Below are 23060 nucleotides of genomic sequence, written 5' to 3'. Positions count from 1 at the left end.
CGGTGAGCGGAGGTGGTGTGTGATGGCGGAACAAACCAACGCGGAGCTTCGTGACCGGCTCGAGGCGGTGAAGGCGAACCTGCGGCGGCGCACATCCGACATCGCGGCACACACCGAGAGCGTGCGGCGTGAAGTGGCGGAACGAGGCGCACGCCTGCGCGAGCAGAACGAGGAGTTCTGCCGCGAGCTTGAGGAGCGCGCCGCGCGGGAGAAAGCCGACGAGCCGAGCCAGCACGATCGCGCTGCCGAGATGGAGGCTGGGCGGGTGCGCTCGCTTGGCTTCGCGGAGGACGACGACGTCGCGGCCGAGCCGCGGATGAAGGCCCCTCGGTTCTCTCCGGCGCCACCGGCCGCACCTTGGATCGACGCCGCCACCGGTACGCCGCAGTGGCCGACGGCGGCCGAAACCACCACACGGCAGGTAGGCAGCGTCGACGACGACGAAGACTTCGAAGCCAACGGCTGGCTGCGGGGGTAAGCCGACGGCACGTGTGTGGCGGCTTCTTGCCGTGAGCCCTTCGCCACACGGGGACGACGGAATGCCTAGCGCACGTCGGCGCCCTCGCGTTCGAAGTCGATCGGGGCGCGTTTGACGTCGTTCTCGAGCAGCGGCTGGTACTCCTTCTTCCCCGCGAGATGCGTCAGGAAAAACGCCGTCAGCAGCGCGTACACCAGGCGTCGTGTGCCGTGGTGCGGCTTGCCCTGCATCAGCAGTTGAGTCCAGTGGAAGCCCTCGGTCACCGAGAGGTGGGTCGACTTCTCGATGGTGCGCAGTCGCACCGGCCCACCCCAGGCGTGGGCGATGGCTTTCGCGTGTCCGGTGGGCGGCGCGACCAGGTCGTTCTCCGCCGCCAGATGCAGCGACGGCATCCGCAGGCCCTTGGCGGCCTCGGACGCGGATGGCACGGTCTGCGCGGGCGCGATGGTAGCCACCGCACGGACCTCCGGTGCCCTTTCGGCGGCCGCCGCCAGCACGGCGGACCCTGCTCCCGTCGAGTGGCCCGCGAGCCCGAGTCGCGCCGGATCGACGCTGATGCCGTTCTGCCCGAGCCGGACCTTCGCTACGGCGTCCAGCGAGTCGCGCAGGTTGGCCGCGAAGATCCGGTGCGACGGGAACGGGCCGAGCTGGGTCGCGGGCGCCGCGGTGACGATGCCCCATGACGCCAGATGCCGCAGTAGTCCCCGGTAGCGGTGCACCGGCTGCAGCCAGCCGTGTCCGAACGCGACGGCGGGCAGATTCAGGCCCTCACGCGGGGCGAACACCATCCCCGGCGTCCCGACGAGCGCCAGATTGCCCCTGAGGACGTCGTGCGGTCCCGGGTAGCTCAGCTCCTCAAGCAGGGCCTTGGGCTTGCGTGCCATGGTGTTGACCTTATCGGGGCCATCGCCGTATCGCCCACCGCACGCGCCGGGACGGGTGTCGCGCACGGCTATCGGCCGCCCCACCCATCCGTTAAGACGTCACCAACGCCAGTAGTCTCTGCTGACGTGTGCGGAATCGTGGGTTACGTCGGACATCGGCAGGCGCTCGACGTGGTACTCGGTGGGCTGCGACGCCTGGAGTATCGCGGTTATGACTCGGCGGGCGTCGCGGTACTCGACGGTGCCGGTGCGCTGCGGGTGCGGCGCAAGGCGGGTCGGTTGGCCAATCTGGAGGCCCAGCTCGACGCTGATGGCAGGCAGTCCTTCGCGGGCACCGCTGGTATGGGGCACACCCGCTGGGCCACCCACGGCCCGCCGGTCGACCGCAACTCCCACCCGCACCAGGACGCCTCGCGGGCCGTGGCCGTCGTGCACAACGGCATCATCGAGAACTTCGCTGAGCTCCGCGCCGAGATCGAGGCCGACGGCATCGAGTTGGCCAGCGACACCGACACCGAAACCGCGGCACACCTGATCGCCAACGCCTACGCCACCGGCGAGACGGCGGGCGACCTCGAGGCGAGCGTGCGTGCGGTGTGCCGTCGGCTGGAGGGTGCGTTCACGCTGGTCGTCACGCATGCCGACGTCCCGGACAAGGTCATCGCGGCTCGCCGGTCGTCGCCGCTGGTCGTGGGCGTCGGTGAGGGTGAGCATTTCGTGGCCTCCGACGTCGCCGCGTTCATCGAGCACACGCGCGACGCCGTCGAGCTGGGCCAGGACCAGGTCGTCGTCATCACCCGCGAGGGTTACGAGGTGACCGACTTCATGGGGGAACCTGCGCAGGGCAAGCCGTTCACGGTGGACTGGGACCTCTCCGCCGCCGAGAAGGGCGGTCACGACTACTTCATGCTCAAGGAGATCGAGGAGCAGCCGGACGCGCTCGCGAACACGCTGCGCGGGCACTTCCACAACGGCCGCATCACTCTCGACGAGCAGCGGCTCGCCGATCAGGACCTGCGCGACATCGACAAGGTGTTCGTGGTCGCCTGCGGGTCGGCGTACCACTCCGGGCTGGTCGCGAAGTACGCCATCGAGCACTGGTGCCGCCTTCCGGTCGAGGTGGAGTTGGCGAGCGAGTTCCGCTACCGCGACCCGGTGTTGGACCGGGACACGTTGGTGGTCGCCGTCTCGCAGTCCGGCGAGACGATGGACACTCTCGAGGCCGTGCGGCACGCGCGCGAGCAGAAGGCCAGGGTGCTCGCGGTGTGCAACACCAACGGCGCTCAGATCCCGCGCGAGTCCGACGCGGTGCTCTACACCCACGCCGGGCCGGAGATCGGCGTCGCGTCGACCAAGGCGTTCCTGGCCCAGATCGCGGCGAACTACCTGGTCGGGCTCGCGCTGGCGCAGGCGCGCGGCACCAAGTACCCCGACGAGGTGGCGCGTGAGTTCGCCGACCTCGCCAGCACCCCCGCCGCCGTGCGGAAGACGCTCGCGACCACCGAGCAGGTACGCGCGCTGGGCCGCGATATCGCCGATTCCAAGGCGGTGCTGTTCCTCGGCCGCCACGTCGGCTACCCGGTGGCGCTGGAAGGCGCGCTCAAGCTCAAAGAGCTCGCTTACATGCACGCGGAGGGCTTCGCGGCGGGCGAGCTCAAGCACGGCCCGATCGCGCTGATCGAGCAGGACCTGCCGGTGGTCGTCGTCATGCCGTCGCCGAAGGGCAGGGCGGTGCTGCACTCCAAGCTGGTGTCGAACATCAGCGAGATCCAGGCGCGCGGCGCACGCACCATCGTCATCGCCGAGGAGGGTGACGACGCCGTGCGGCCTTACGCCGACTCGCTCATCGAGATTCCCGCGACGTCGACGTTGCTGCAACCGCTGGTCGCGACGGTGCCGTTGCAGGTCTTGGCCGCCGAGATCGCCCGCAGCCGGGGCTACGACATCGACAAGCCACGCAACCTGGCGAAGTCCGTCACGGTGGAGTAGTCCGCGCCGGTAGCGTGCATGGCGACAGGACGCGCCGGCGGTGGGCCCGGTCGGGTGTCGTCTTGGCCGAAGGGCGCCGAGCGTGAGGAGCCACGATGCGTGAGGTGTGGACGACCAGCCGGATCAGGGCGGCGGAGGACGTCGTGCTGGCACGCACTCAGTCAGGCGCGTTGATGCGGCGTGCTGCGTTCGCCGTGTCCGTGCGTGCCGCACGGATGTTGCGGGAGCGCACCGGCCGGGTCACTGGCCGCCACGTCGTGCTCTTGGTCGGCGCGGGCAACAACGGCGGTGACGCCTTGTGGGCCGGGGCGTTTCTACGCAGGCGCGGGGTCGGCGTGACCGCCGTGCTGCTCGCCCCTGACAAGGCGCATCCCGAGGGGCTCTCCGCGCTGCGCCGTGCGGGCGGCAGGGTCGTGCTCGCACAGGACGTCGGCGACGTGCCGGCCGAAGCGGACCTCGTCATCGATGGCATCGTGGGCCTCGCCGCGCGTGGCGGGCTGCGTCCGGACGCGGCGGCGCTAGTCGAGCGGGCGACCGCGCCGATCCTGGCCGTCGATCTGCCCAGCGGCGTCGACCCGGATACCGGCGCTGTCACCGGACCAGCCGTGACCGCCGCGGCGACCGTGACGTTCGGCGCGTACAAGCCGTTGCACGTGCTGCACCCCGCTGCTAGCCACTGCGGTGACGTGCATCTCATCGACATCGGTTTGCGTCCCGAGTTGGGCGAGCCCGATACGCGCGTACTCGATCCCGACGACGTCGCTACCCGGTTGCCGTTGCCGCGGCCCGCTGACGACAAGTACACCCAGGGCGTCGTGGGGATCGCCGCGGGGGGCAGCACATATCCGGGCGCGGCCGTGCTCACCACGAGTGGTGCGGTGCTGACGAAGTCCGGCATGGTTCGCTACGCGGGTAGCGCCGCAGACGTCGTGCGCGCTCGTTGGCCCGAGGTGATCGCGACCGGCTCGCTGTCCGACGCGGGCCGGGTGCAGGCGTGGGTAACCGGGCCGGGTCTCGGCACCGCTAGCGGCGCGCGGGAGACCGTGCGCGAGGTGCTGGCAGCGGGTGTCCCGGTGATCGCCGACGCCGACGCGGTTAATCTCCTCGCCGCGCACCCTGACCTATGGGACGCCCGTGAGCCCGGCACGCCGTTGGTGTTGACCCCGCATGAGCGGGAGTTCGCCCGGCTGGCCGGCGACGTCGGGCACGACCGGGTTGCCGCCGTCACGGCCGCCGCGAAGCGGTACAACGCCGTCGTGCTGCTGAAGGGGCACAGCACGGTGATCGCCGACCCCAAGGGTCACGTGTTCGTGCACTACACCGGTCGAGCGTGGCCCGCGACCGCCGGGTCCGGCGACGTGCTGTCCGGCATCATCGGCGCGCTGCTGGCGGCCGGGATCGCACCGTTGTACGCGGCAGCGTGCGCCGCCTGGCTGCACGACAGCGCCGCCACGATCGCCGCGTCGGGCGCGCCCGTCCCCGCGAGCCTGATCGCTGAGGCCATACCCGCCGCGATTCGCGGGTTGAGAGTGTCCGCGTAACCCCCAGGACGGCGACGACGCCGCAGGGGGCCATGCGACCATGCAACCGTGAACCAGGCGCGTGTTCCCCGCGCCGAGGCCGTCATCGACCTCGGCGCGATCCGGCATAACGTCGCCCTGCTCAGCGGCAAGGCCGCCGAGTCGGGTGCGGCGACGATGGCCGTGGTCAAGGGCGACGGCTATGGCCACGGCGCGCTGCCCGTAGCGAAGGCCGCGCTCGCGGGCGGGGCGACCTGGCTGGGTGGCTGCTCACTGGATGAAGCACTGGCGCTGCGACGCGCTGGGATCACCGCACGCATCCTGAGCTGGCTGGATATCGACGTCGATTTCGGGCCAGGTATCGAAGCGGACATCGACCTCACCGCGAGTTCCCGGCGTGAGCTGGCGCGCATCGTCGCCGCCGCCCGCGTCACCGGTCGCGCCGCGCGGGTGCACCTCAAGATCGACACCGGGCTCTGCCGCAACGGCTGCCCCGAGTACGAATGGCCCGGCCTGTGTGCCGACGCCGCTGATGCCGCGAGTTTCGGGGCTATCGATGTCGTGGCGATCTGGTCGCATTTCGCGTGCGCCGACGAGCTCGGCCACTCGTCGATCGCCGCGCAGGCCAAGCGGTTCGATGAGGCGTATGAGGTCGCCCGTGAGGCCGGGCTGCACCCGCTGCGGCACCTCGCGAACTCGGCGGCCACGCTGACCAGGCCAGAGTTTCACTTCGATCTGGTGCGCACCGGGATCGCGATGTACGGCTGCAACCCGGTGCCGACTGACGACGACCTGGTACCCGCGATGACGTTCCGCTCGGCGGTGGCGCTGGTCAAGCGCGTTAAGGCGGGGGAGTCGGTGTCCTACGGTCAGATCTGGACCGCCGAGCGCGACACCACACTCGCGTTGGTGCCGGTCGGTTACGCCGATGGCGTGCCGCGCACACTGTCCGGGCGCATGGACGTCTGGCTTGACGGGCAGCGCAGGCCGGTCGTGGGCAGGGTGTGCATGGACCAGATCGTCGTCGACTGCGGTGATCATGAGCCAGCGATCGGGGCCGAGGTGGAGCTGTTCGGTACTGGCCACGATGGTGCGCCGACCGCCCGCGAATGGGCAGACACGATCGGCACCATCGACTACGAGATCATCACCGGCATGTACCGGCCCCGCGTGACCCGTCGGTACGTGGGGGAGGTGACGCCGTGACGCCGTCCCGCAAGCTCATGGGAGTGGTCGGCGGGCTCGGCGCCGCGGCGACCGGTGCCGCCGCGACCGCGCTGACGATGGCGACGCGGCAGCGCAGGCTGCACCGCGACCCGTACGAGGACGAGCCGCTCGGCCAGCTTCCACCCGACCGGGTGTCGACCGTTGCCGCCGACGACGGCGTGCCGCTGTACGTCGAGGAGATTGACCCCGCCGATGGCGGCGCCGCGGACGTGACGCTGATCGGTGTGCATGGCATCGCGATGTCGGTGCCGAGCTGGCACTTCCAGCGGCGTGACCTCGCCGCGCTGACCCTGCCCAGGGTGCGGCAGGTGTATTACGACCATCGCGGACACGGCCAGTCCGGTCCGGTCACGGCGGAGACCGCGACGCTGGAGCAGTTGGCGTCCGACCTGCACTCGGTGATCCGCGCGGTCGCTCCGGACGGACCCATCGTCCTGATGGGGCACTCCGTCGGGGGCATGACGATCATGGCGCTGGCTGAAGAGCAGCCGGAGCTGTTCGCCGAGCGGGTCAGGGGCGTGTCACTGATCGCGACGGCGGCGGGCGAGGTCGGCACGCGCGGCCTGCCAAAACGCGTGCTGTCCAAATACAGCCCGGTGAGCTGGGGTGTCGGCGGCATCGGTGGGATCGCGGAGTGGCAACCGGAGATCATCGAGTTCGTCCGCGCGGCGAGCGGGCAGTTGACGCGGCGTGCGGTGCGCAGGCTCGCGTTCGGCGGCGATCCCGGCGAGTCCGTGGTGGTCTTCCTGCTCGAACTGCTCGACGTCACTCCGGTACGGGAACTGGTGAAGTTCATCGGCACCGTCGATGGTCACGACCGCTATGCCGCGCTAGCGGGGCTCAAACACGCTGAGGTGCAGGTCATCGGGGGCGACGCGGACCTGATCCTGCCGTTCTCGCATTGCGAGCGGATCGCGGACGAGCTACCGGACGCGCAGCTGGTGCGCGTCAGCGGATCGGGGCACGTCCCCCAACTGGAGCATCCGGAGATCGTGAACAGTTACCTGATCGACCTACTACAGCTCGCGTGCGACACCGACGACAAGTCCGGTGGCAAGCTAGGCGGCAGGGTGGGGCTGCGTGACGAGGCGTTGCGCGGTTTGCTGCGGAGGTGGTTTCCGTCATGAAGGTGGAGCTGACGACGCACGATGACACCGTGCGCTTCGGTCGTGCGCTGGGCCAGTTGCTGCGTGCGGGCGATTTGGTGCTGCTGTCGGGCCCGCTCGGCGCGGGCAAGACCGTGCTCGCCAAGGGCATCGCCGAGGGACTCGGCGTGTCCGGCCGGGTCAGCTCGCCGACGTTCGTCATCGCGCGGACGCATCCCGCTGGTGAGCGTGGCGTGCCGCTGGTGCACGTCGACGCCTACCGGCTCGGCGGGGATCTGGCGCAGCTCGACGACCTCGACCTGGACACCGACCTTGCCGACGCCGCCGTCGTCGTGGAGTGGGGCGAGGGCGTCGCGGAACGGCTGTCCGAGGACCATCTGCTGGTGCGACTGGACCGCGAGGCGGACGACACCCGCATAGCGGAGCTGGAGCCACACGGCGCATGGACGGAGCGCGCGCTACCGGGCTGAGCGCGGCGGGAACGGCCTGGGCACGCTACGCACGCGGCGCTTGGAGCGCCCGCTTGGTCACCTTGCCCATCTCGTTACGGGGCAGCGAGTCCACGAACCGCACCTCGTGCGGGCGCTTGTGGGACGCGAGCAACCTGCCGACGTGCTCGGTCAGCTCCTCGGCGTCCGGCGCGCCGTCGCCGTTCTCGGTACTGGCCACCACCCACGCCACGATGCGCTCGCCAAGGTCGGCGTCCGGCTCGCCGGTGACCGCGACTTCCGCGACACTCGGGTGCTCCAGCAGCGCGTTCTCGATCTCGCCAGCACCGATCTTGTAGCCGCCTGACTTGATGAGGTCGGTGGTTTTGCGACCGACGATGCGGACGAAGCCATCGGCGTCCATGGTGGCCATGTCGCCGGTGCGGAACCACTCGCCGTCGAAGCACTCCGCCGTGGCGTCCGGCCGGTTCAGGTACCCGCTGAACAGGCTCGCCCCGCGCACCTGGATCTCGCCGATCGTCTCGTCGTCGCGGGCCTCGATGGGAACGCCCTTGTCGTCCACGATGCGCAACCGCATGCCGGGCAGCGCGACGCCGACCGTGCCAGGACGGCGCGGCCCGTCCACGCGCACGCTGGTGCTGATCAGCGTCTCCGTCATGCCGTAACGTTCGATCACCCGCTGACCGCATGCCGCCGTGATCCGCTCGTGGTCGCGCAGCGGGAGCGGCGCTGAGCCGGAGATCAGTAGTCGCGCGGTGCCGACCGTCTCGGCGAGGTCGGCGTCGTCCGCCATCGCCTGCGCCAGCCGGTGATACATCGTCGGGACCCCGAACGTGACTACGTCGCGTCCTGGGTGCGCCGCGACCGCCGCACCGAAGGTGTGCGGGTCGAATCGGCCGATGTGGTGCACGGTGCCGCCTCTGCGCAGTGGGCCAAGCATGCCGAGAATCAAGCCGTGCACGTGGAACAGCGGCAGCGCGTGCACCACGACGTCGTCCGCCGTCCACTGCCACGCGTCCGCGAGCGCGTCCAGCGTCGCCGCGATCGCGCTCCTACTCAGCACCACTCCCTTCGGCGGTCCCGTCGTCCCCGACGTGTAGACGACCATGCCTGGGTCCTCCGGCGCCAGGCGTGGCGCGGGTTGGAGGGCGCCGCTCATCGTGGTGACATCGATGCGCCGCAGGCCAGCGCACGCGGCGGGCAGCTCGACGTCTGGCGGGCAGAGGATCGCCTCCGGCGCGCTGTCGGTGAGGATGTGCGTCAGCTCCCGCTCGCCGACGGCGGGGTTTACCGGCACGCCAGGCACGCCCGCGTTCAACGCGGCCACGCTGGCCAGCGCCGTCTCGATGCGCTTGACCGCCCAGATCGCTACTCGAGCGGGGCGGGGCGGCAGCTCGGTGGCCAGCGCCGAGGTGGTCGCCGCCAGTTGGCGGTAGGTTAGTCGCTGCTTGTCGAAGCGGATCGCCCCGACGTCGGACGCCGCTTCGGCGTCGTTCGCTAGCGGAGGAAATAGCATGCGCTCGACTCTGCCACCGGCGGATGCTTGGCGCTAACAGCCTGGTCGTAAGCTTAGGAGTTGTGTTACTCCTCGCGTTGGACACCTCGACGCCCGCTGTCACGGCAGGCATCGTCGCGCTCGACGAGACGTCGGGCGCGGTGAACGTGCTCGCCGAGCGCGTCACGATCAATCCCCGCGCCCACGGCGAGCTGCTCACACCACACCTCACCGAGGCCGCCAGCACCGCTGGCGTAGCGCTGCGTGACCTGGACGCCGTGGTGTGCGGCATCGGTCCAGGACCGTTCACCGGACTGCGTGCCGGAATGGTCACCGCGGCGTCGCTCGCCCACGCGCTCGACATCCCCGCGTATCCCGTATGCAGCCTGGACGCCATTGCCGCTGAGACGGGCACCGGCGCGCCGTTGCTGGTCGCGACCGACGCGCGGCGGCGCGAGGTCTACTGGGCGCGCTACGCCGCCGACGGCACCCGCGAGGCCGGGCCGGCGGTGGACCCGCCAGCGGACATCGACGTCGGCGACGCGCGAGTGGTCGGCCAGGCGGGTGCGATGCTCTCCCAAGCCGCACGCGAGCCCAGCTACCCGACCGCCAACGGGCTGGTGCGCGCCGCCGCCGATGTCGTCATCGCGCGGGAGGAGCCAGCACCACTGACGCCGCTCTACCTGCGACGCCCGGACGCCGCCGAGCCGAGCGAGCGCAAACGCGTCACGGAGGTGCGGTGATGACGGCGTACGAGCACGCACCTGGTCCCGCGACACTGGCGCCGCTGCGGCGGTCGGACATCCCACGCTGCGTGGAGATCGAGCACATCCTGTTCCCCGGCGACGATCCGTGGAGCGCCGTGGCGTTTCGCGCCGAGCTGAACTCGGGCGCGTACTACCTCGGCGCGTACGACGGCGACGGTGCGCTGCTCGGCTACGGCGGGTTGGCGATCCTCGGTAAGCGCGGGGACTACGAGACCGAGGTGCACACGATCGGGGTCGTCCCCCAATGGCAGGGCTACGGCATCGGCGGTGCGCTGCTGTCCGCGTTGCTCGCCAAGGCGGACGAGCTGGACGCACCGGTGTTTCTTGAGGTCAGGACCGATAACGACGCCGCGATCGCGCTGTACGAGAAGAACGGCTTCGTGCGGGTGGGTGTGCGCGAGGGCTACTACCAGCCGTCCGGCGCGGACGCCTACACGATGCACAGGCCCTCGGTATCGGAGTCGGACGGGTCGGATGGGCGCAGGGCGAGGTGAACCGGTGATGTCACGGATCATCATGGGAATCGAGACGTCGTGTGACGAGACCGGCGTTGGGCTGGCTCGGCTCTTCGAAGACGGCGCCGATGACGCTGCCGAGCCTCGAGTTGAGCTGCTCGCCGACGAGGTCGCCTCCAGCGTCGAGCTGCACGCCCGATACGGCGGCGTGGTTCCCGAGGTGGCCAGCCGCGCGCACCTGGAGGCGATGGCTCCCACGACCCGCAGGGCGCTGGCGACGGCCGGGTTGTCGCTGTCCGACGTCGACGCCATCGCGGTGACGGCCGGGCCAGGGCTCGCCGGGTCGCTACTGGTTGGCGTCGCCGCAGCGAAGGCGTATGCCGCCGCGCTCGACGTCCCGCTGTACGGGGTGAACCACCTCGCGGGCCACGTCGCGGTCGACACATTGGAGCACGGGCCGCTGCCGAAACCGTGCCTCGCGCTGCTCGTGTCTGGCGGGCACACCCAGCTGCTGCGGGTGGACGACGTCGCCACCAAGATCACCGAACTGGGCTCGACCGTGGACGACGCGGCGGGGGAGGCCTACGACAAGGTGGCCAGAATCGTCGGGCTGCCATACCCCGGTGGGCCACCGATCGACAAGGCCGCGAAGGAGGGCGACCCGGAGGCGATCGCGTTTCCGCGCGGCATGACGGGTCCGCGCGACGCGCCGTTTGACTTCTCGTTCTCCGGGCTCAAGACCGCGGTGGCCCGCTGGATCGAGGCCGCCGAACGGCAGAGCGAGCCGATCCCGGTGCCCGACGTCTGCGCGTCGTTCCAGGAAGCGGTGGCCGACGTGCTGACCATGAAGGCCGTCGCGGCCGCGCGGGAGTACGGCATCGGCACCATGGTGATCTCCGGAGGCGTGGCGGCGAACTCGCGGCTGTCGGCGTTGGCGCGCGAACGCTGTGAGGCGGCGGGGATCGAGCTCCGCGTGCCCCGGCCTCGGCTGTGCACGGACAATGGCGCGATGATCGCCGCCCTCGGCGCGCACGTCGTCGCCGCCGACCTGCCAACGTCCCCGCTGGACTTCTCCGCGACCCCGGCGCTGCCGGTGAGCACGGTGACCGTGCGCTGAGGCGGTGTTGTGAAGGGCGTCTTCGCAACACATAGCGTCGCGAGGACGCCCTTCACAACTGTGCCGATCGCTATATCAGTGCGCAAGCGGGTCCAGGCCCGGACGGCGGTCGTGGATGCGGAACGACGCGCGGGTGCTCGCCGTGCCGCCGGGCTCGGTGACTTTGTCCAGCACGCGGAAGTCGACGTCCATGGCGTCGCGGCTGATCCGCGTGCGGACATAGCCGCGCTGCCGGTTGTAGAACTTGATGTGCGGGTTGCGCTCCAGCGTCGGGTTGTCCGCCGGGTCCGAGTCGCTACCGTTGCCGCCGGAGGCGATCGACGTCGTCACGAGCTCGGTGCCGATGACATCGGAGTCAGGGTCGGCGTAGTTCGCCTTGAGCTCATTCGCCCAGTGGGTGTGGACGTCGCCGGTGAGCACGACAGGGTTGCGCACGCCAGCCTCGACCCAGCCCTCGCTGATCCGCTCCTGCGAGCCCCGGTAGCCGTCCCAGGCGTCCATGCTGTTCTTGCCGGTCGCGCTGTTGCGGCGCGCGAAGAACACCTGCTGACCAAGGATGTCCCAGCGCGAGGTCGACGAGCGGAAGTTGTCCAGCAGCCAGGCCTCCTGGTCGTCGCCGGTGATGGTGCGCGCCGGGTCCTTGGCGTCCTCGCACACCTTCCAGCCGTCGCCGCACGCCTGGTCGTCGCGGTACTGCCGGGTGTCGAGCATATGGAACGTCGCCAGCGAGCCCCACGACACGGCGCGGTAGAGCCGCATCGCCGAGCCGCCAGGGCGGTTGCGAGCGCGCAGCGGCATGTTCTCGTAGTACGCCCGGAAGGCGTTGGCGCGACGTTGAATGAAGTTGGGCTGCGGGCGCCAGGGCTTCTCGTAGACGTCGCCGGCCCAGTTGTTGTCGACCTCATGGTCGTCCCAGACGACCAGCCATGGCGCGACGGCGTGCGCCGCCTGGAGGTCGGCGTCGGTGCGGTACTGGGCGTGGCGCTGCCGGTACTCGGCCAATGACTCCATCTCGGGGCCGACGTGGTCGCGTACGTTGCCGTCGGGGGAGACGTAGGTGTTGGCCGGATACTCGTACAGGTAGTCGCCGAGGTGCAGTACCAGGTCCGGCTCGTCGGCGGCGAGGTAGCGGTAAGCGGTGAAGTAGCCGTGCTCGTACTGTGAGCAGGATGCGAAGCTCATCGTCAGTGCTGGCCCGAGTGTGCCAAGCGCGGGCGCGGTACGGGTGCGACCGATCGGTGAGATGTAGCGACCGACTCTGAAGCGGTAGAAGTACTCCCACCCCGGCTGAAGCCCGGGGGCGGTCTCGACGTGGACGGCGAACCCGGCATCGGGGCCGGTCATGGTGTGGCCGCGCCGGACGACGGTGCGGAAGCGTTCGTCGGTGGCGAGTTCCCAGTGCACCTTGACGTCGCGCCGCGGCATGCCACCGAAGCCGTCTTCAGCGAGCGGGCGTGGTGCGAGCCGGGTCCAGAGCACGACGCTGGTGGCGTCCGGCTCGCCGGACGCGACGCCGAGGGTGAACGGATCGGACGTGAGTGGACGGCCCGCGCCCGGGGTGGTGTTGGGCGCGGTGCCTGGTGCGGCGAGGGCGGGAAGGTTGACGCCCGCGGCTCCGGCGCCCGCGGCGGCGCTGAGGGCGGCGCCGTACCGCAGGATGGAACGGCGAGTAGTGGTTCGGGGATTGCGGTCACTCGACTCGGTCATGTGGTGGTCTCCCCACGGGTGATCGACAGTCAGGACGGACCTCACGTTGATCGCCCGTGGTGAGCGGAATGGTCTTGATCGAGTGACAGCGGAATGAACGCTTGATGCCCACTCCGAAGGCGTCTTTCACCGCACGACGGTCCGCCACGCAGGACGGCGTCGCCGGTGGAGTGGACCCCTTGGCGGCGCACTGCCGGGCGCACTTGACGTGGTCAGGGCGTGGGCGGCGGCGTCCGCGCTGCGGCGGGCAAGCCTGGGGCACGCGCGCGACGGACGGCGGAAGGCCGAATCCTGGCCCCGCCCGCGAGCCCTGCGAAGAAGGGATTTCAGCCGATCGGACACAACCCTAGTTGCACGGCTAGCACTCGCCTAGCTAGAGTGCTAAGCGCATGCGATGAACACGCCCGGCACCCGCGACGACGGGGGTGGGAGTCGTAATCCCTTATCCGATCCGACGCTTATGCGACCGTGGAGGTCAACCCGGTGAGCGTGAACATCAAACCGCTCGAGGACAAGCTCGTTGTCCAGACGAGCGAGGCCGAGGAGACGACGGCTTCCGGCCTCGTCATCCCCGACACCGCGAAAGAAAAGCCCCAGGAGGGCAAGGTCCTGGCCGTAGGCCCGGGACGTATCGACGACAAGGGCAACCGCATCCCGCTGGATGTCAAGGAAGGCGATGTCGTCATCTACTCGAAGTTCGGCGGCACCGAGGTCAAGTACAACGGTGAGGAGTACTTGATCCTGTCCGCTCGTGACGTGCTGGCCGTCGTCAACTGACGACCCATGCCGAGTGTGGGGCCGAGGCACCCGCACGGTGGCGATGCACGACATACCGATGCCCCGGACCCCGCATCGCCGGGGCCGGGGCATCGGCCTTTGCAGCGTGCCCACACGATACGAAAGGTACCTAGGCGAAGACCATGCCTAAACAGATCAACTTTGACGACGAGGCGCGCAAGTCCCTCGAGCGTGGCGTCAACAAGCTGGCCGACGCGGTCAAGGTGACGCTCGGGCCGCGCGGCAGGCACGTCGTCCTCGGCAAGAAGTTCGGCGGGCCGACGGTCACCCTCGACGGCGTGACGGTGGCGCGCGACCTCGAACTGGACGACTCATTCGAAGATCTTGGCGCACAGCTGGCCAAGAGCGTGGCGACCAAGACCAACGACGTCGCCGGTGACGGCACCACGACGGCGACCGTGCTGGCGCAGTCGCTGGTCAGCAGGGGCCTCAAGAACGTGGCGGCGGGCGCCAACCCCGCCGCGCTCGGCCAGGGGATCGACGCGGCGGCCACCAAGGTCGTCGACGTCCTCAAGGAGAAGGCGACGCCGGTCAAGGGCCGGGAGGCCATCGCGCAGGTCGGCACCGTGACCTCGCGTGACTCGAACATCGGCTCGCTGCTCGGCGAGGCTGTCGAGAAGGTCGGCGAGGACGGCGTCATCACCGTCGAGGAGTCCTCGACGATGGCCACCGAGCTGGTCATCACCGAGGGTGTCCAGTTCGACAAGGGCTTCCTGTCCGCGCACTTCGCGACCGAGCAGGAGCAGCAGCGGGCCACCCTGGAGAACGCGCTGGTGCTGCTGCACCGCGAGAAGATCTCCTCGCTGCCCGACCTGCTGCCGCTGCTGGAGAAGGTCGTCGAGTCCAAGAAGCCGCTGCTGATCATCGCGGAGGACGTCGAGGGCGAGCCGCTGTCCACCCTCGTCGTCAACTCGATGCGCAAGACCCTGTCCGTTGTCGCGGTGAAGGCCCCGTACTTCGGTGACCGCCGCAAGGCGTTCCTTGACGACCTCGCGGTCGTCACCGGCGCGGAGGTCATCACGCCGGAGCTGGGCCGCAAGTTGTCCGAGGTCGGCCTCGAGGCGCTCGGCACGGTGCGCCGCGCGGTCATCACCAAGGACGAGACGACCCTGGTCGATGGCGGCGGCTCCGAGGAGGACCGCAAGGCCAGGATCGCCCAGATCAAGGCAGAGATCGAGACCTCCGACTCCGACTGGGACCGCGAGAAGCTGCAGGAGCGGCTGGCGAAGCTGTCCGGCGGCGTCGCGGTGATCAAGGTCGGTGCCGCGACCGAGACCGAGCTCGCGGAGCGCAAGCACCGCATCGAGGACGCCGTCGCGTCCACCAAGGCCGCCGTCGAGGAGGGCATCGTGCCCGGTGGCGGGTCGGCGCTGGTGCACGCTGTCAAGTCGCTTGAGGACAACCTCGGCCTTGAGGGCGACGCCGCGACTGGTGTGCAGATCGTGCGGGAGGCGCTCAGCGCGCCACTGCTGTGGATCGCGAACAACGCCGGATTCGAGGGCCCTGTCGTCGTGTCCAAGGTCGCCGATCAGGAGTGGGGCCACGGCTTCAACGCCGCCACCGGCGAGATCACCGACCTGGCGAGCGCGGGCATCGTCGACCCGGTGAAGGTCACTCGCTCCGCGGTGGGCAACGCCGCGTCGATCGCCAGGATGGTGCTCACGACGAACTCCTCCGTCGTCGAGGCACCCGAGGAGGATGAGGACGAAGACGCGGCCTGAGTCCGCGACGAACGTCGTCACTCACACATCGGGGCGGCCCTTCCCACAGCGGGGAGGGCCGCCCCGACGTCTGCGTCATGCCGGTTGGGGGCCGTGAGCCGTGTTCGGCGGGTGGCGGGTCAGGTCGGGGTGAGCGCGAGCTGCCGCTTGCTCGCCTTGATGATCGCCTCGCGTTCCGATTCGGAGAGTCCGCCCCAGATTCCGTAGGGCTCGTGCACCTTGAGGGCGTGTGCGCGGCACAGCCGAAGTACGGGACAGGTCTGGCAAATCGCTTTCGCTTTCGCCTCGCGCCGTGCCCGTGCCGGGCCTCGTTCCCCGTCGGGATGGAAGAAGAATGCGCTATCCAGCCCCCGGCAGGAGCCCTCCAGTTGCCAGTCCCACACGTCCGCGTTGGGGCCGGGAAGCCGTCGCGTGTCTGCCATGGGTTTCCGCCTTCACCAGTTGCCGGTGGGTGTTCGTTGTACCTGCTCGACGACGAGTGGATTGCTCCATTTGGTGCAACGGCCGTAACGTTAGAACCGCGCCAATACTTGTTCAAGAGTCCTCGGTGGATTCATTCATTAGATATCCCCTGCTTGAGTGAGGAAATCGTAGATCGACTTGGCATCGGGAACGAGTTGTCAAATCGGGATCGCGATTTCCGTAATTGATTCATGTTGTCCATGTGGGTGGGGTTCCGGTTGCTGGTCTCCGACACCGCCGGGATATTTGGTGATGTGCGAGCCGGAACCTCCCAGAAGCGGGAACGGAACACCGAGCCCGCGGCCGAGAAGGCGCGATCGGCCGGGGGTTTATCCGGTATCGACACCCCCGCTGTGGACAGCGTTGTGGATAACCCTTCGGATGGGGACAAAGCTGGGGATAACCACACCGCGCCGATGTCGGCCGAACCGACGTTGCCGGTCGCCGCGGTCGCGCGGAGGCTCGGTGTCGCACCGGCGACACTGCGGACGTGGGACCGGCGCTACGGCCTCGGCCCGAGTCGCCACACCAACGGCAAGCATCGCCGCTACTCGCCGCGCGATATCGCCCGGCTAGAGGTAATGCAGCGGGCGCTCCTGTCTGGCGCGTCCACGGCGGAAGCGGCGCGGTACGCCCTCGACAGCGACGCCGGTGTCGCGAATACCGAGCCCACATCGTTCGATGACCCCTCGCTTGAGCTGGCGGGTGCCGTGCCCACGCAGCAGACAGGTCGTCATGAACCGTCCTACGCCGGGTATCACGTGCGAGACGACGTTGGGCACACTCGGCTCGCCCGCAGGCTCAGCGCGGCGACGATCGCCCTCGACGTCCGCATGGTGCAGCAGGTGCTCGCCGAGGCGATCGGGACCCACGGGGCGCTGCTCGCGTGGGAACACGTGGTGCGGCCGGTGCTGTCCGCGCTCCGTGCCGGCTGGCGGGGCGGGCGGTCGAGCAAGGAAGCGCGCTATCTGCTCACCGAACTGGCGCTCGGCGCGTTCACGAGGGCGGCCCCGTTCGTGGAGCGACCCCGCAACCACCATCCGGTACTGCTGGCGTGCCCCAGTCCGGAACGCGCCGGCCTCCCGGTACATGTTCTAGCCGCGGCCCTCGCGAGCAAGCGCGTCGACACCCTTGTCTACAGCGTGTCGCTCCCAGTGGACGTCCTTGTCGCGACGGTGCGGCGCACCATTCCGGCCGCCGTGGTGTTGTGGGCGCAGCGCCAAGGTTCGATCGACCCCGTGCTGTTCACACGGCTGACGGGAGGAAAGCAACGCAGCAGATTGTTCGCGTGCGGGCCAGGCTGGGACGGCGCGCGGCTACCTGCCACCGTGGAACTGCTCGGCGGGCTGCCTGCCGCGGTCGAGCGCGTCTCGTACGTGCTGCCCGGCGCGCCGTAGGCGATCTCATACTGGTCCGGTGACCGACATCGAGTCCCGACTGCGGGCCGCCGCGTTCGGTGCCGACACCGGCGTGCCCGATGCCGTATTGGCCGAAGCGGAGATAGGCGAAGCTGACGAGCCATTGCCTCGCTGGCTCGCCGCCGTCGTGCTCGGTGCGCGGGGACAGTACGCGCGGGCAGCCGCCCTGCTGGAACCGCTGCTCACCTGCCGGGATGGCGTGCTCGCCTCGCTGGCGGCGAGCACCCTTGCCTCCCATCGCAGGCAGCTCGGCGGGCACGCGAACGCACGGACGCTCGACGCGGCCGCGCTGCGGGCGCGACCTGGTGCTGCCGGGTCGGGTGCCGTCGTGGGCGCGGGCGATCCCGATGGCATCGACGTCGCGGGCGCCGTCGCCGACGCGCTGCTTGGTCTGGCCGCGGACGCCCTCGCGCTCGGTCGCCAACGAGAGGCGCGGACGTTGTTGGCCAGGGTGGCCGCCGCGAACCCGTCCTGCTGGCGTACGAGAGTCCGGCACGCCTGGGTATCGGCGGAGGTCGAGCTCGCGGCCGGCGCCGCGGTCGCGGCGTGTCCGCACGCTGAGCGGGCGGCGGCCATCGCAAGGGAGCGTGGCGCGAGCAGACACGTGCTGAAGTCGGACCTCGTGCTCGCGGCGGCGTTGGGAGCGGTGGGTGTCACGCGGGACACAGCGGGAGTGATCGTTCTCGCGGGGCGAGTGCGCGACGACACCCGGAAACTCGGCTTGTATCCGCTAACATGGCCCGCAGCGCTGCTCCTTGCGGACGCTACCGGCATCGAAGACGCTGCCGCCGCACGCGAGCTGCGGCGGGAAGCCAGCGGCATCGTGCACGCACTGTTACAGCGGGCCGACCCGCTGGGCAGGAGCCTGGCGATCGCATCGCCATGGGTACCCAAGGTCGGCTGAAAACCCTGGTAAACACGTCTAACTGGCCCCTCGTGCAGACATATGGGCGAAGATCTTCAAAAAAGGCCACCGGATCGTGTCAAGGTTGGGCTCTCAGCGTCCGATAGGGGTTATGGAACGTCACCCGGCTGCAGGAAGGAAACCCCGTGACGACGGTCTTGATCTGCGACGACCGACGCAGTGTGCGCGAAGGGCTCACCCGAGTGATGTCCGCCGTGCCGGGCGTCAGTCGCATTGACTGCGTAGCACACGGTGACGAGTTGCTCTCCCGGTTCTCGCGGCAGCCGGTCGACGTCGTGCTGGTCGGTACCCAGCGCGCCGTGCCAACCGGGGTCGAAGCGACCCGGCGACTCGTCTCAGCGAACCCACAGGCGAACGTGATCGTGTTCGGTGCGCCTGACGATGCCGGGAGCATCGCTGCCGCGATCGCCGGCGGCGCGAGGGGCTATCTGCGGTGGGACGCGTCGCGTCCCGAGCTGGTCGCCGCACTCGCGCACACGCTGGCGAGCACCTCGGTGCCGTCGCAACGGCAACCCTCCGACCCCGGCGTGCAGCTCACCGAGCGGGAGCTGCAGGTGCTTCGCGGCATGAGCCAGGGCAAAAGCAATGGTCAGATAGGACGTGAGCTGTATCTCTCCGAGGACACGGTGAAGACGCACGCGCGTCGGTTGTTCCGGAAGCTCGGTGTGCGCGATCGTGCGCAGGCCGTCGCTCACGGCTTCCGTCGCGGGCTCGTGTCGTAACCCGCGTTCGTTCGACTGGTCACCAAGGGGTCTCGCCGACAAGGCGGGGCCCCTTGTTTTGGCTGGGGTCACGTTCGCTCGCCGTCGTGGCCAGGTACGGTGGTCACCGGCGCGAGTGACCGCCGAACGGTCGCGCGCTGTACTCTTTGTCCGCCTAGGAGTAACACCAGAACCGTTGTCTGCGATGGCCAATATGGGGGACGGACTAGATGAGTCAGTCGCCGCCGCCGTTGAGGGCGAACCTCACGCGGTCGAGCGGCTGCTCGCTGCTATCCGTCCGCTGGTAGTGCGGTATTGCCGCGCTCGTGTCGGCAGGCAGGAGCGATCGTTCGCGTCGGCGGACGACGTCGCACAGGAGGTGTGTCTCGCGGTGCTCACGGCGTTGCCCACGTACCGGGATCAGGGGCGCCCCTTCCTGGCATTCGTCTACGGGATCGCGCAGCACAAGGTCGCTGACGCGCACAGATCGGCCGCGCGGAACCGGTCGGAGCCGGTTCCGGAAGTACCCGATGAGGTCGAGAATGGCATCGGGCCTGAGCAGCACGCCCTGCAAGGTGAGCTGAACGAGCGGATGTCACGACTGCTACGGATCCTGCCCGAGAAGCAGCGCGAGATCGTGGTGTTGCGCGTCGTTGTCGGGCTTTCCGCCGAGGAGGCCGCCGAGGCGGTTGGTTCGACGCCCGGCGCGGTCCGGGTCGCCCAGCATCGTGCGCTGGCGCGGCTGCGGAAGGCGCTGGCCGCTGAGGAGGTGGTCTGAGTGTCGACGAGCTACGGCCGCGACGACGAGCATGACCAGCTGGACGTCGATCTGTCCCAGGTAAGGGCGGACGACGCGCTGCTAGACGCGCTCGGCGGTGCTGATCCGAAACTGGCCGACGAACTCGGCGAGGCGGAGCTCAACGCCCTCCTGCTTTCGTGGAGCAGGGAGGTCGACGGCGAGCCGATGCCGGAGCTCGTGAGCGTCGACACGGCGGTCACCACGATCCAGGCCGCTACCGCGAATCAGAAGACCGAGCGCCGCGAACGCAGGCGCAGGCTGCTCGTGCCCGTCGCCGCCGCGGCATCGGTCCTTGTCATCGCGTTCGGTGGCGCCAGCGTCGCCGCTCGCGAAGCGATGCCTGGCGACACCTTGTGGGGTCTGACCCAGGTGCTCTACGCGGACAAGGCGGATTCCGTCGAGGCGTCGTTCGAGGTCAAAGCGGAGTTCAAGCGGGCACGCGACGCGATCAGCGATGGTGAGCTCGATACGGCGCGTGATGCGCTGAACAAGGCGAGGGTGTCCCTGGAGTCGGTCCGTGACGAGGAGAATCACGACGGGCTGAGCCGGGAGCATCGGGAGCTGATGACGCAGCTCAGGGAGAACGACGGCACGCCGGCCGACGATGACGATGAGCCGACAACGACGACCGAGAGTCCGTCCTCGTCGTCCTCGACGTCCCCATCGCCGTCGTCGACGTCGGAGCCACCGCTGATCAAGCCGCCGCCGGAGGGCAGCGAGTCGACGTCGCCGAGCAGTTCCCCCAGCGAGGAGCCGGCTACGAGCGAGTCGCCGTCCAGCACGACGACGAGCGGCACGTCGACGAGCGACAACACGTCGGCGCAGTCCGACGACGGCAGCACGTCGGACTCCGGCTCGGAGGTCGAGTCGCAGTCCGAGCCGGTCGGCTGACCTTCCTCGGCTAGCGCGCGGTCTCGTTGGCCCTGATGCCGTCGGCGAAGCCCCGGCAGTACTCCCAGCTCACGTAGTCCATCGGGTTGGGCGCGAACGCTGGTTCGTGCGGGCGCATCTTGCCGTCGCCGAGCAACTGTTCCAAGCTCGCGCGCAGCAAGTGCCAGTCGTGATAGTGGGGTTCCTCACAGTCCGAGCAGTCGACGACAATGCCGCGCACGCCGCGCGGTTCCAGGAGCTTCTGGTAGAACGCCAGGTCGGCGAGGTCAGCGAGCAATTCCGCACGCTCCGACTCGGTGATCGGCTCGCCGGGTTCCTCTGGCAGCTCGTCGAGGTCCTTCGCGGGATCGTGCGGATCGTCCGCGAACGGGTCTGGTGGCAACTCCTCGTTGGTCACGAGTCGCACGGTACCGCCTCATGCCGACACGGTGTCCAGATACCATCGGTTCAGGAGGCATAGGTCGCATTCCGGTGTCGCGCCGCTGACACTGGAATGCTGCCGAGTCGCTCATCGTTCATCCACCACAGGCAGCGCAGAGGCCAGGCGGCAAGGAAGGTCCAGTTACCCGATGACCAGCGAGTCGGACGCCCACCACAGCATGGCGACGAGCGATGCGTTCCTGCCGAGCAAGTTCGCCTCGCTCGGCCTGACCTTCGACGACGTCCTGCTGCTTCCCGCGGAGACGGATGTGGTGCCCAGCGCGGTGGACACCGGAGCCAAGCTGACGCGCAACGTCTCGCTGCGGGTGCCGCTCGTCTCCGCCGCGATGGACACGGTGACCGAGTCGCGGATGGCGATCGCGATGGCACGGCAGGGCGGCATCGGCGTATTGCAGCGCAACCTCGCCATCGAGGATCAGGCGTCCCAGGTCGAGGTCGTCAAGCGCTCCGAGGCGGGCATGGTGACCGACCCGATCACCTGCTCGCCGGAGGACACGCTGTCCGAGGTCGACGCGCTGTGCGCGCGGTACCGGATCTCCGGGGTGCCGGTTACCGACGCCGACGGTTCGCTTGTCGGCATCATCACCAACCGGGATATGCGGTTCGAGGCCGACCACTCCCGCCCGGTCAGCGAGGTCATGACGAAGCAGCCGCTGGTCACCGCGCAGGTTGGCGTGTCGGCCGATGTAGCGCTCGGCCTGCTGCGCAGGCACAAGGTGGAGAAGCTGCCGATCGTCGACGGCGCCGGCAAGCTGCGCGGCCTGATCACCGTGAAGGACTTCGTCAAGACCGAGCAGTACCCGAACGCCACCAAGGACACCGACGGCAGGCTGCTGTGCGCGGCCGCTGTCGGCGTCGGGGAGAGCGGACGCAAGCGCGCGATGGCGCTGGCTGACGCCGGGGTCGACGTCATCATGGTCGACACGGCGCACGGGCACTCCCGCGACGTCATCGAGACCGTCACGGCGCTGAAGCATGAGCTGGGGACGTCGGTGGACATCGTCGGCGGCAACGTCGCGACCAAGGCGGGCGCCGAGGCGCTGGTCGAGGCGGGCGCGGACGGCATCAAGGTGGGCGTGGGACCGGGCTCGATCTGCACAACACGGGTCGTGGCCGGGGTTGGTGTGCCGCAAATCACCGCGATCTACGAGGTCGCGCGGGCCTGCCGCCCCGCTGGCGTGCCGGTCATCGGCGACGGCGGCATCCAGTACTCCGGCGACATCGCCAAGGCCATCGCCGCGGGCGCGTCCACGGTGATGCTGGGCAGCCTGCTCGCTGGCACCGCCGAGGCCCCTGGCGACCTGGTGCTGGTCAACGGCAAGCAGTTCAAGACGTACCGGGGCATGGGTTCGCTCGGCGCGATGCAGTCGCGCGACGGCGGCAAGTCGTACTCCAAGGACCGCTACGCGCAGGACGACGTCCTCTCCGAGGACAAGCTGGTGCCTGAAGGGATCGAGGGACGCACTCCGTACCGAGGGCCGCTGGCTACCGTGGTGCACCAGCTGGTCGGCGGGTTGCGGTCGGCGATGGGCTACACCGGAGCGCGAAACATCGCCGAGCTGCAGGACGCGCAGCTGGTGCGGATCACGGCGGCCGGGCTCAAGGAGAGCCACCCGCACGACATCACGATGACCGTCGAGGCACCCAACTACACCGCACGCTGAGCGACGCGGCGAACGGTTAGGCTGCGCGGGTCAGCAAGCGAAGGGA

Annotated in this window: 22 protein-coding genes; 17 read left to right on the top strand and 5 right to left on the bottom strand. The window is 69.3% G+C overall.

Annotated elements, in window-relative coordinates:
- The first annotated feature begins 22 nt into the window (after nt 1-22).
- Entirely contained in the window at nt 23-478 is a 456-nt protein-coding gene (locus ACFQGD_RS29755) for a hypothetical protein (protein WP_345404096.1), read from the top strand.
- A gap of 65 nt (nt 479-543) precedes the next feature.
- On the opposite strand, the gene ACFQGD_RS29750 is transcribed toward ACFQGD_RS29755, so the two are convergent.
- A complete protein-coding gene (locus tag ACFQGD_RS29750) occupies nt 544-1362 on the bottom strand; it encodes a dienelactone hydrolase family protein (RefSeq protein ID WP_345404099.1) in 819 nt (272 codons plus the stop codon).
- Between the two features lie 126 nt (nt 1363-1488).
- On the opposite strand from ACFQGD_RS29750, the gene glmS reads away from it, so the two are divergent.
- The 5 genes from glmS (at nt 1489) to tsaE (ending at nt 7674) form a co-directional block, all read left to right on the top strand.
- The gene (gene glmS, locus ACFQGD_RS29745) at nt 1489-3351 is read left to right on the top strand and encodes a glutamine--fructose-6-phosphate transaminase (isomerizing) (RefSeq protein WP_345404102.1); all 1863 of its coding nucleotides are present in this window, start codon (nt 1489-1491) and stop codon (nt 3349-3351) included.
- 95 nt (nt 3352-3446) lie between these two features.
- Entirely contained in the window at nt 3447-4892 is a 1446-nt protein-coding gene (locus tag ACFQGD_RS29740) for an NAD(P)H-hydrate dehydratase (protein WP_345404105.1), read from the top strand.
- A gap of 48 nt (nt 4893-4940) precedes the next feature.
- Nucleotides 4941-6077, top strand: coding sequence for an alanine racemase (gene alr, locus ACFQGD_RS29735; protein ID WP_345404108.1), 1137 nt, complete (start codon nt 4941-4943; stop codon nt 6075-6077).
- Entirely contained in the window at nt 6074-7225 is a 1152-nt protein-coding gene (locus ACFQGD_RS29730; protein ID WP_345404111.1) for an alpha/beta fold hydrolase, read from the top strand. The genes alr and ACFQGD_RS29730 overlap by 4 nt, the downstream gene beginning before the upstream one ends.
- Complete coding sequence (tsaE, locus tag ACFQGD_RS29725; protein ID WP_345404114.1) at nt 7222-7674, top strand: tRNA (adenosine(37)-N6)-threonylcarbamoyltransferase complex ATPase subunit type 1 TsaE; 453 nt, start codon at nt 7222-7224, stop codon at nt 7672-7674. The genes ACFQGD_RS29730 and tsaE overlap by 4 nt, the downstream gene beginning before the upstream one ends.
- Nucleotides 7675-7699: 25 nt before the next feature.
- On the opposite strand, the gene ACFQGD_RS29720 is transcribed toward tsaE, so the two are convergent.
- A complete protein-coding gene (locus tag ACFQGD_RS29720) occupies nt 7700-9169 on the bottom strand; it encodes an acyl-CoA synthetase (protein ID WP_345404117.1) in 1470 nt (489 codons plus the stop codon).
- A 62-nt stretch (nt 9170-9231) separates the two neighbouring features.
- On the opposite strand from ACFQGD_RS29720, the gene tsaB reads away from it, so the two are divergent.
- The 3 genes from tsaB to tsaD are packed head-to-tail and all read left to right on the top strand — an operon-like array spanning nt 9232 to nt 11487.
- A complete protein-coding gene (gene tsaB, locus ACFQGD_RS29715; RefSeq protein WP_345404120.1) occupies nt 9232-9891 on the top strand; it encodes a tRNA (adenosine(37)-N6)-threonylcarbamoyltransferase complex dimerization subunit type 1 TsaB in 660 nt (219 codons plus the stop codon).
- A complete protein-coding gene (gene rimI, locus ACFQGD_RS29710) occupies nt 9891-10409 on the top strand; it encodes a ribosomal protein S18-alanine N-acetyltransferase (protein ID WP_345404123.1) in 519 nt (172 codons plus the stop codon). Before tsaB ends, rimI begins: the two co-directional genes overlap by 1 nt.
- 7 nt (nt 10410-10416) lie before the next feature.
- On the top strand, nt 10417-11487 hold the full coding sequence (gene tsaD, locus ACFQGD_RS29705; RefSeq protein ID WP_345404126.1) for a tRNA (adenosine(37)-N6)-threonylcarbamoyltransferase complex transferase subunit TsaD: 1071 nt from the start codon (nt 10417-10419) through the stop codon (nt 11485-11487).
- 75 nt (nt 11488-11562) lie between these two features.
- Here tsaD and ACFQGD_RS29700 read toward each other — a convergent pair whose 3' ends face one another.
- On the bottom strand, nt 11563-13194 hold the full coding sequence (locus ACFQGD_RS29700; RefSeq protein ID WP_345404129.1) for an alkaline phosphatase D family protein: 1632 nt from the start codon (nt 13192-13194) through the stop codon (nt 11563-11565).
- A gap of 483 nt (nt 13195-13677) precedes the next feature.
- On the opposite strand from ACFQGD_RS29700, the gene groES reads away from it, so the two are divergent.
- The gene (groES, locus tag ACFQGD_RS29695) at nt 13678-13971 is read left to right on the top strand and encodes a co-chaperone GroES (protein ID WP_345404132.1); all 294 of its coding nucleotides are present in this window, start codon (nt 13678-13680) and stop codon (nt 13969-13971) included.
- A gap of 143 nt (nt 13972-14114) precedes the next feature.
- Complete coding sequence (gene groL, locus ACFQGD_RS29690; RefSeq protein WP_345404135.1) at nt 14115-15713, top strand: chaperonin GroEL; 1599 nt, start codon at nt 14115-14117, stop codon at nt 15711-15713.
- 119 nt (nt 15714-15832) lie between these two features.
- On the opposite strand, the gene ACFQGD_RS29685 is transcribed toward groL, so the two are convergent.
- Entirely contained in the window at nt 15833-16135 is a 303-nt protein-coding gene (locus ACFQGD_RS29685; protein WP_345404138.1) for a WhiB family transcriptional regulator, read from the bottom strand.
- A 231-nt stretch (nt 16136-16366) separates the two neighbouring features.
- Between ACFQGD_RS29685 and ACFQGD_RS29680 the strand changes: the two genes are divergently transcribed.
- From ACFQGD_RS29680 to ACFQGD_RS29660, 5 genes are all read left to right on the top strand, one after another.
- Nucleotides 16367-17572 (top strand): MerR family transcriptional regulator, encoded by a 1206-nt coding sequence (locus ACFQGD_RS29680; protein ID WP_345404141.1) that lies wholly within the window; start codon nt 16367-16369, stop codon nt 17570-17572.
- Between the two features lie 19 nt (nt 17573-17591).
- A complete protein-coding gene (locus tag ACFQGD_RS29675) occupies nt 17592-18497 on the top strand; it encodes a hypothetical protein (protein WP_345404144.1) in 906 nt (301 codons plus the stop codon).
- Nucleotides 18498-18643: 146 nt separating this feature from the next.
- Nucleotides 18644-19240 carry a response regulator transcription factor gene (locus ACFQGD_RS29670; RefSeq protein ID WP_345404147.1) on the top strand — a complete coding sequence of 199 codons (597 nt, stop codon included), beginning with the start codon at nt 18644-18646 and terminating at the stop codon, nt 19238-19240.
- A gap of 184 nt (nt 19241-19424) precedes the next feature.
- Nucleotides 19425-19997 (top strand): sigma-70 family RNA polymerase sigma factor, encoded by a 573-nt coding sequence (locus tag ACFQGD_RS29665; RefSeq protein WP_345404150.1) that lies wholly within the window; start codon nt 19425-19427, stop codon nt 19995-19997.
- A complete protein-coding gene (locus ACFQGD_RS29660; protein ID WP_345404153.1) occupies nt 19998-20909 on the top strand; it encodes an anti-sigma-D factor RsdA in 912 nt (303 codons plus the stop codon).
- Nucleotides 20910-20919: 10 nt separating this feature from the next.
- On the opposite strand, the gene ACFQGD_RS29655 is transcribed toward ACFQGD_RS29660, so the two are convergent.
- Nucleotides 20920-21306 (bottom strand): DUF5319 domain-containing protein, encoded by a 387-nt coding sequence (locus ACFQGD_RS29655; protein ID WP_390183590.1) that lies wholly within the window; start codon nt 21304-21306, stop codon nt 20920-20922.
- A gap of 172 nt (nt 21307-21478) precedes the next feature.
- Here ACFQGD_RS29655 and guaB point away from each other — a divergent pair, with 172 nt between their 5' ends.
- Nucleotides 21479-23014, top strand: coding sequence for an IMP dehydrogenase (gene guaB / locus ACFQGD_RS29650; RefSeq protein ID WP_345404159.1), 1536 nt, complete (start codon nt 21479-21481; stop codon nt 23012-23014).
- Nucleotides 23015-23060: the final 46 nt, after the last annotated feature.

This window comes from Haloechinothrix salitolerans (assembly GCF_042662605.1).
Classification (GTDB): Bacteria; Actinomycetota; Actinomycetes; order Mycobacteriales; family Pseudonocardiaceae; genus Haloechinothrix_A; species Haloechinothrix_A salitolerans.
Note: the sequence above shows the minus strand (reverse complement) of the source record. Positions and strands in the feature narration are given on the sequence as shown.

Coding starts and splice junctions, on each gene's coding strand:
- ACFQGD_RS29755 (WP_345404096.1), top strand. CDS start 23: ATGGCGGAACAAACCAACGCGGAGCTTCGTGACCGGCTCGAGGCGGTG.
- ACFQGD_RS29750 (WP_345404099.1), bottom strand. CDS start 1,362: ATGGCACGCAAGCCCAAGGCCCTGCTTGAGGAGCTGAGCTACCCGGGA.
- ACFQGD_RS29740 (WP_345404105.1), top strand. CDS start 3,447: ATGCGTGAGGTGTGGACGACCAGCCGGATCAGGGCGGCGGAGGACGTC.
- tsaE (WP_345404114.1), top strand. CDS start 7,222: ATGAAGGTGGAGCTGACGACGCACGATGACACCGTGCGCTTCGGTCGT.
- ACFQGD_RS29720 (WP_345404117.1), bottom strand. CDS start 9,169: ATGCTATTTCCTCCGCTAGCGAACGACGCCGAAGCGGCGTCCGACGTC.
- rimI (WP_345404123.1), top strand. CDS start 9,891: ATGACGGCGTACGAGCACGCACCTGGTCCCGCGACACTGGCGCCGCTG.
- tsaD (WP_345404126.1), top strand. CDS start 10,417: ATGTCACGGATCATCATGGGAATCGAGACGTCGTGTGACGAGACCGGC.
- ACFQGD_RS29700 (WP_345404129.1), bottom strand. CDS start 13,194: ATGACCGAGTCGAGTGACCGCAATCCCCGAACCACTACTCGCCGTTCC.
- groL (WP_345404135.1), top strand. CDS start 14,115: ATGCCTAAACAGATCAACTTTGACGACGAGGCGCGCAAGTCCCTCGAG.
- ACFQGD_RS29685 (WP_345404138.1), bottom strand. CDS start 16,135: ATGGCAGACACGCGACGGCTTCCCGGCCCCAACGCGGACGTGTGGGAC.
- ACFQGD_RS29680 (WP_345404141.1), top strand. CDS start 16,367: ATGTTGTCCATGTGGGTGGGGTTCCGGTTGCTGGTCTCCGACACCGCC.
- ACFQGD_RS29665 (WP_345404150.1), top strand. CDS start 19,425: ATGGCCAATATGGGGGACGGACTAGATGAGTCAGTCGCCGCCGCCGTT.
- guaB (WP_345404159.1), top strand. CDS start 21,479: ATGACCAGCGAGTCGGACGCCCACCACAGCATGGCGACGAGCGATGCG.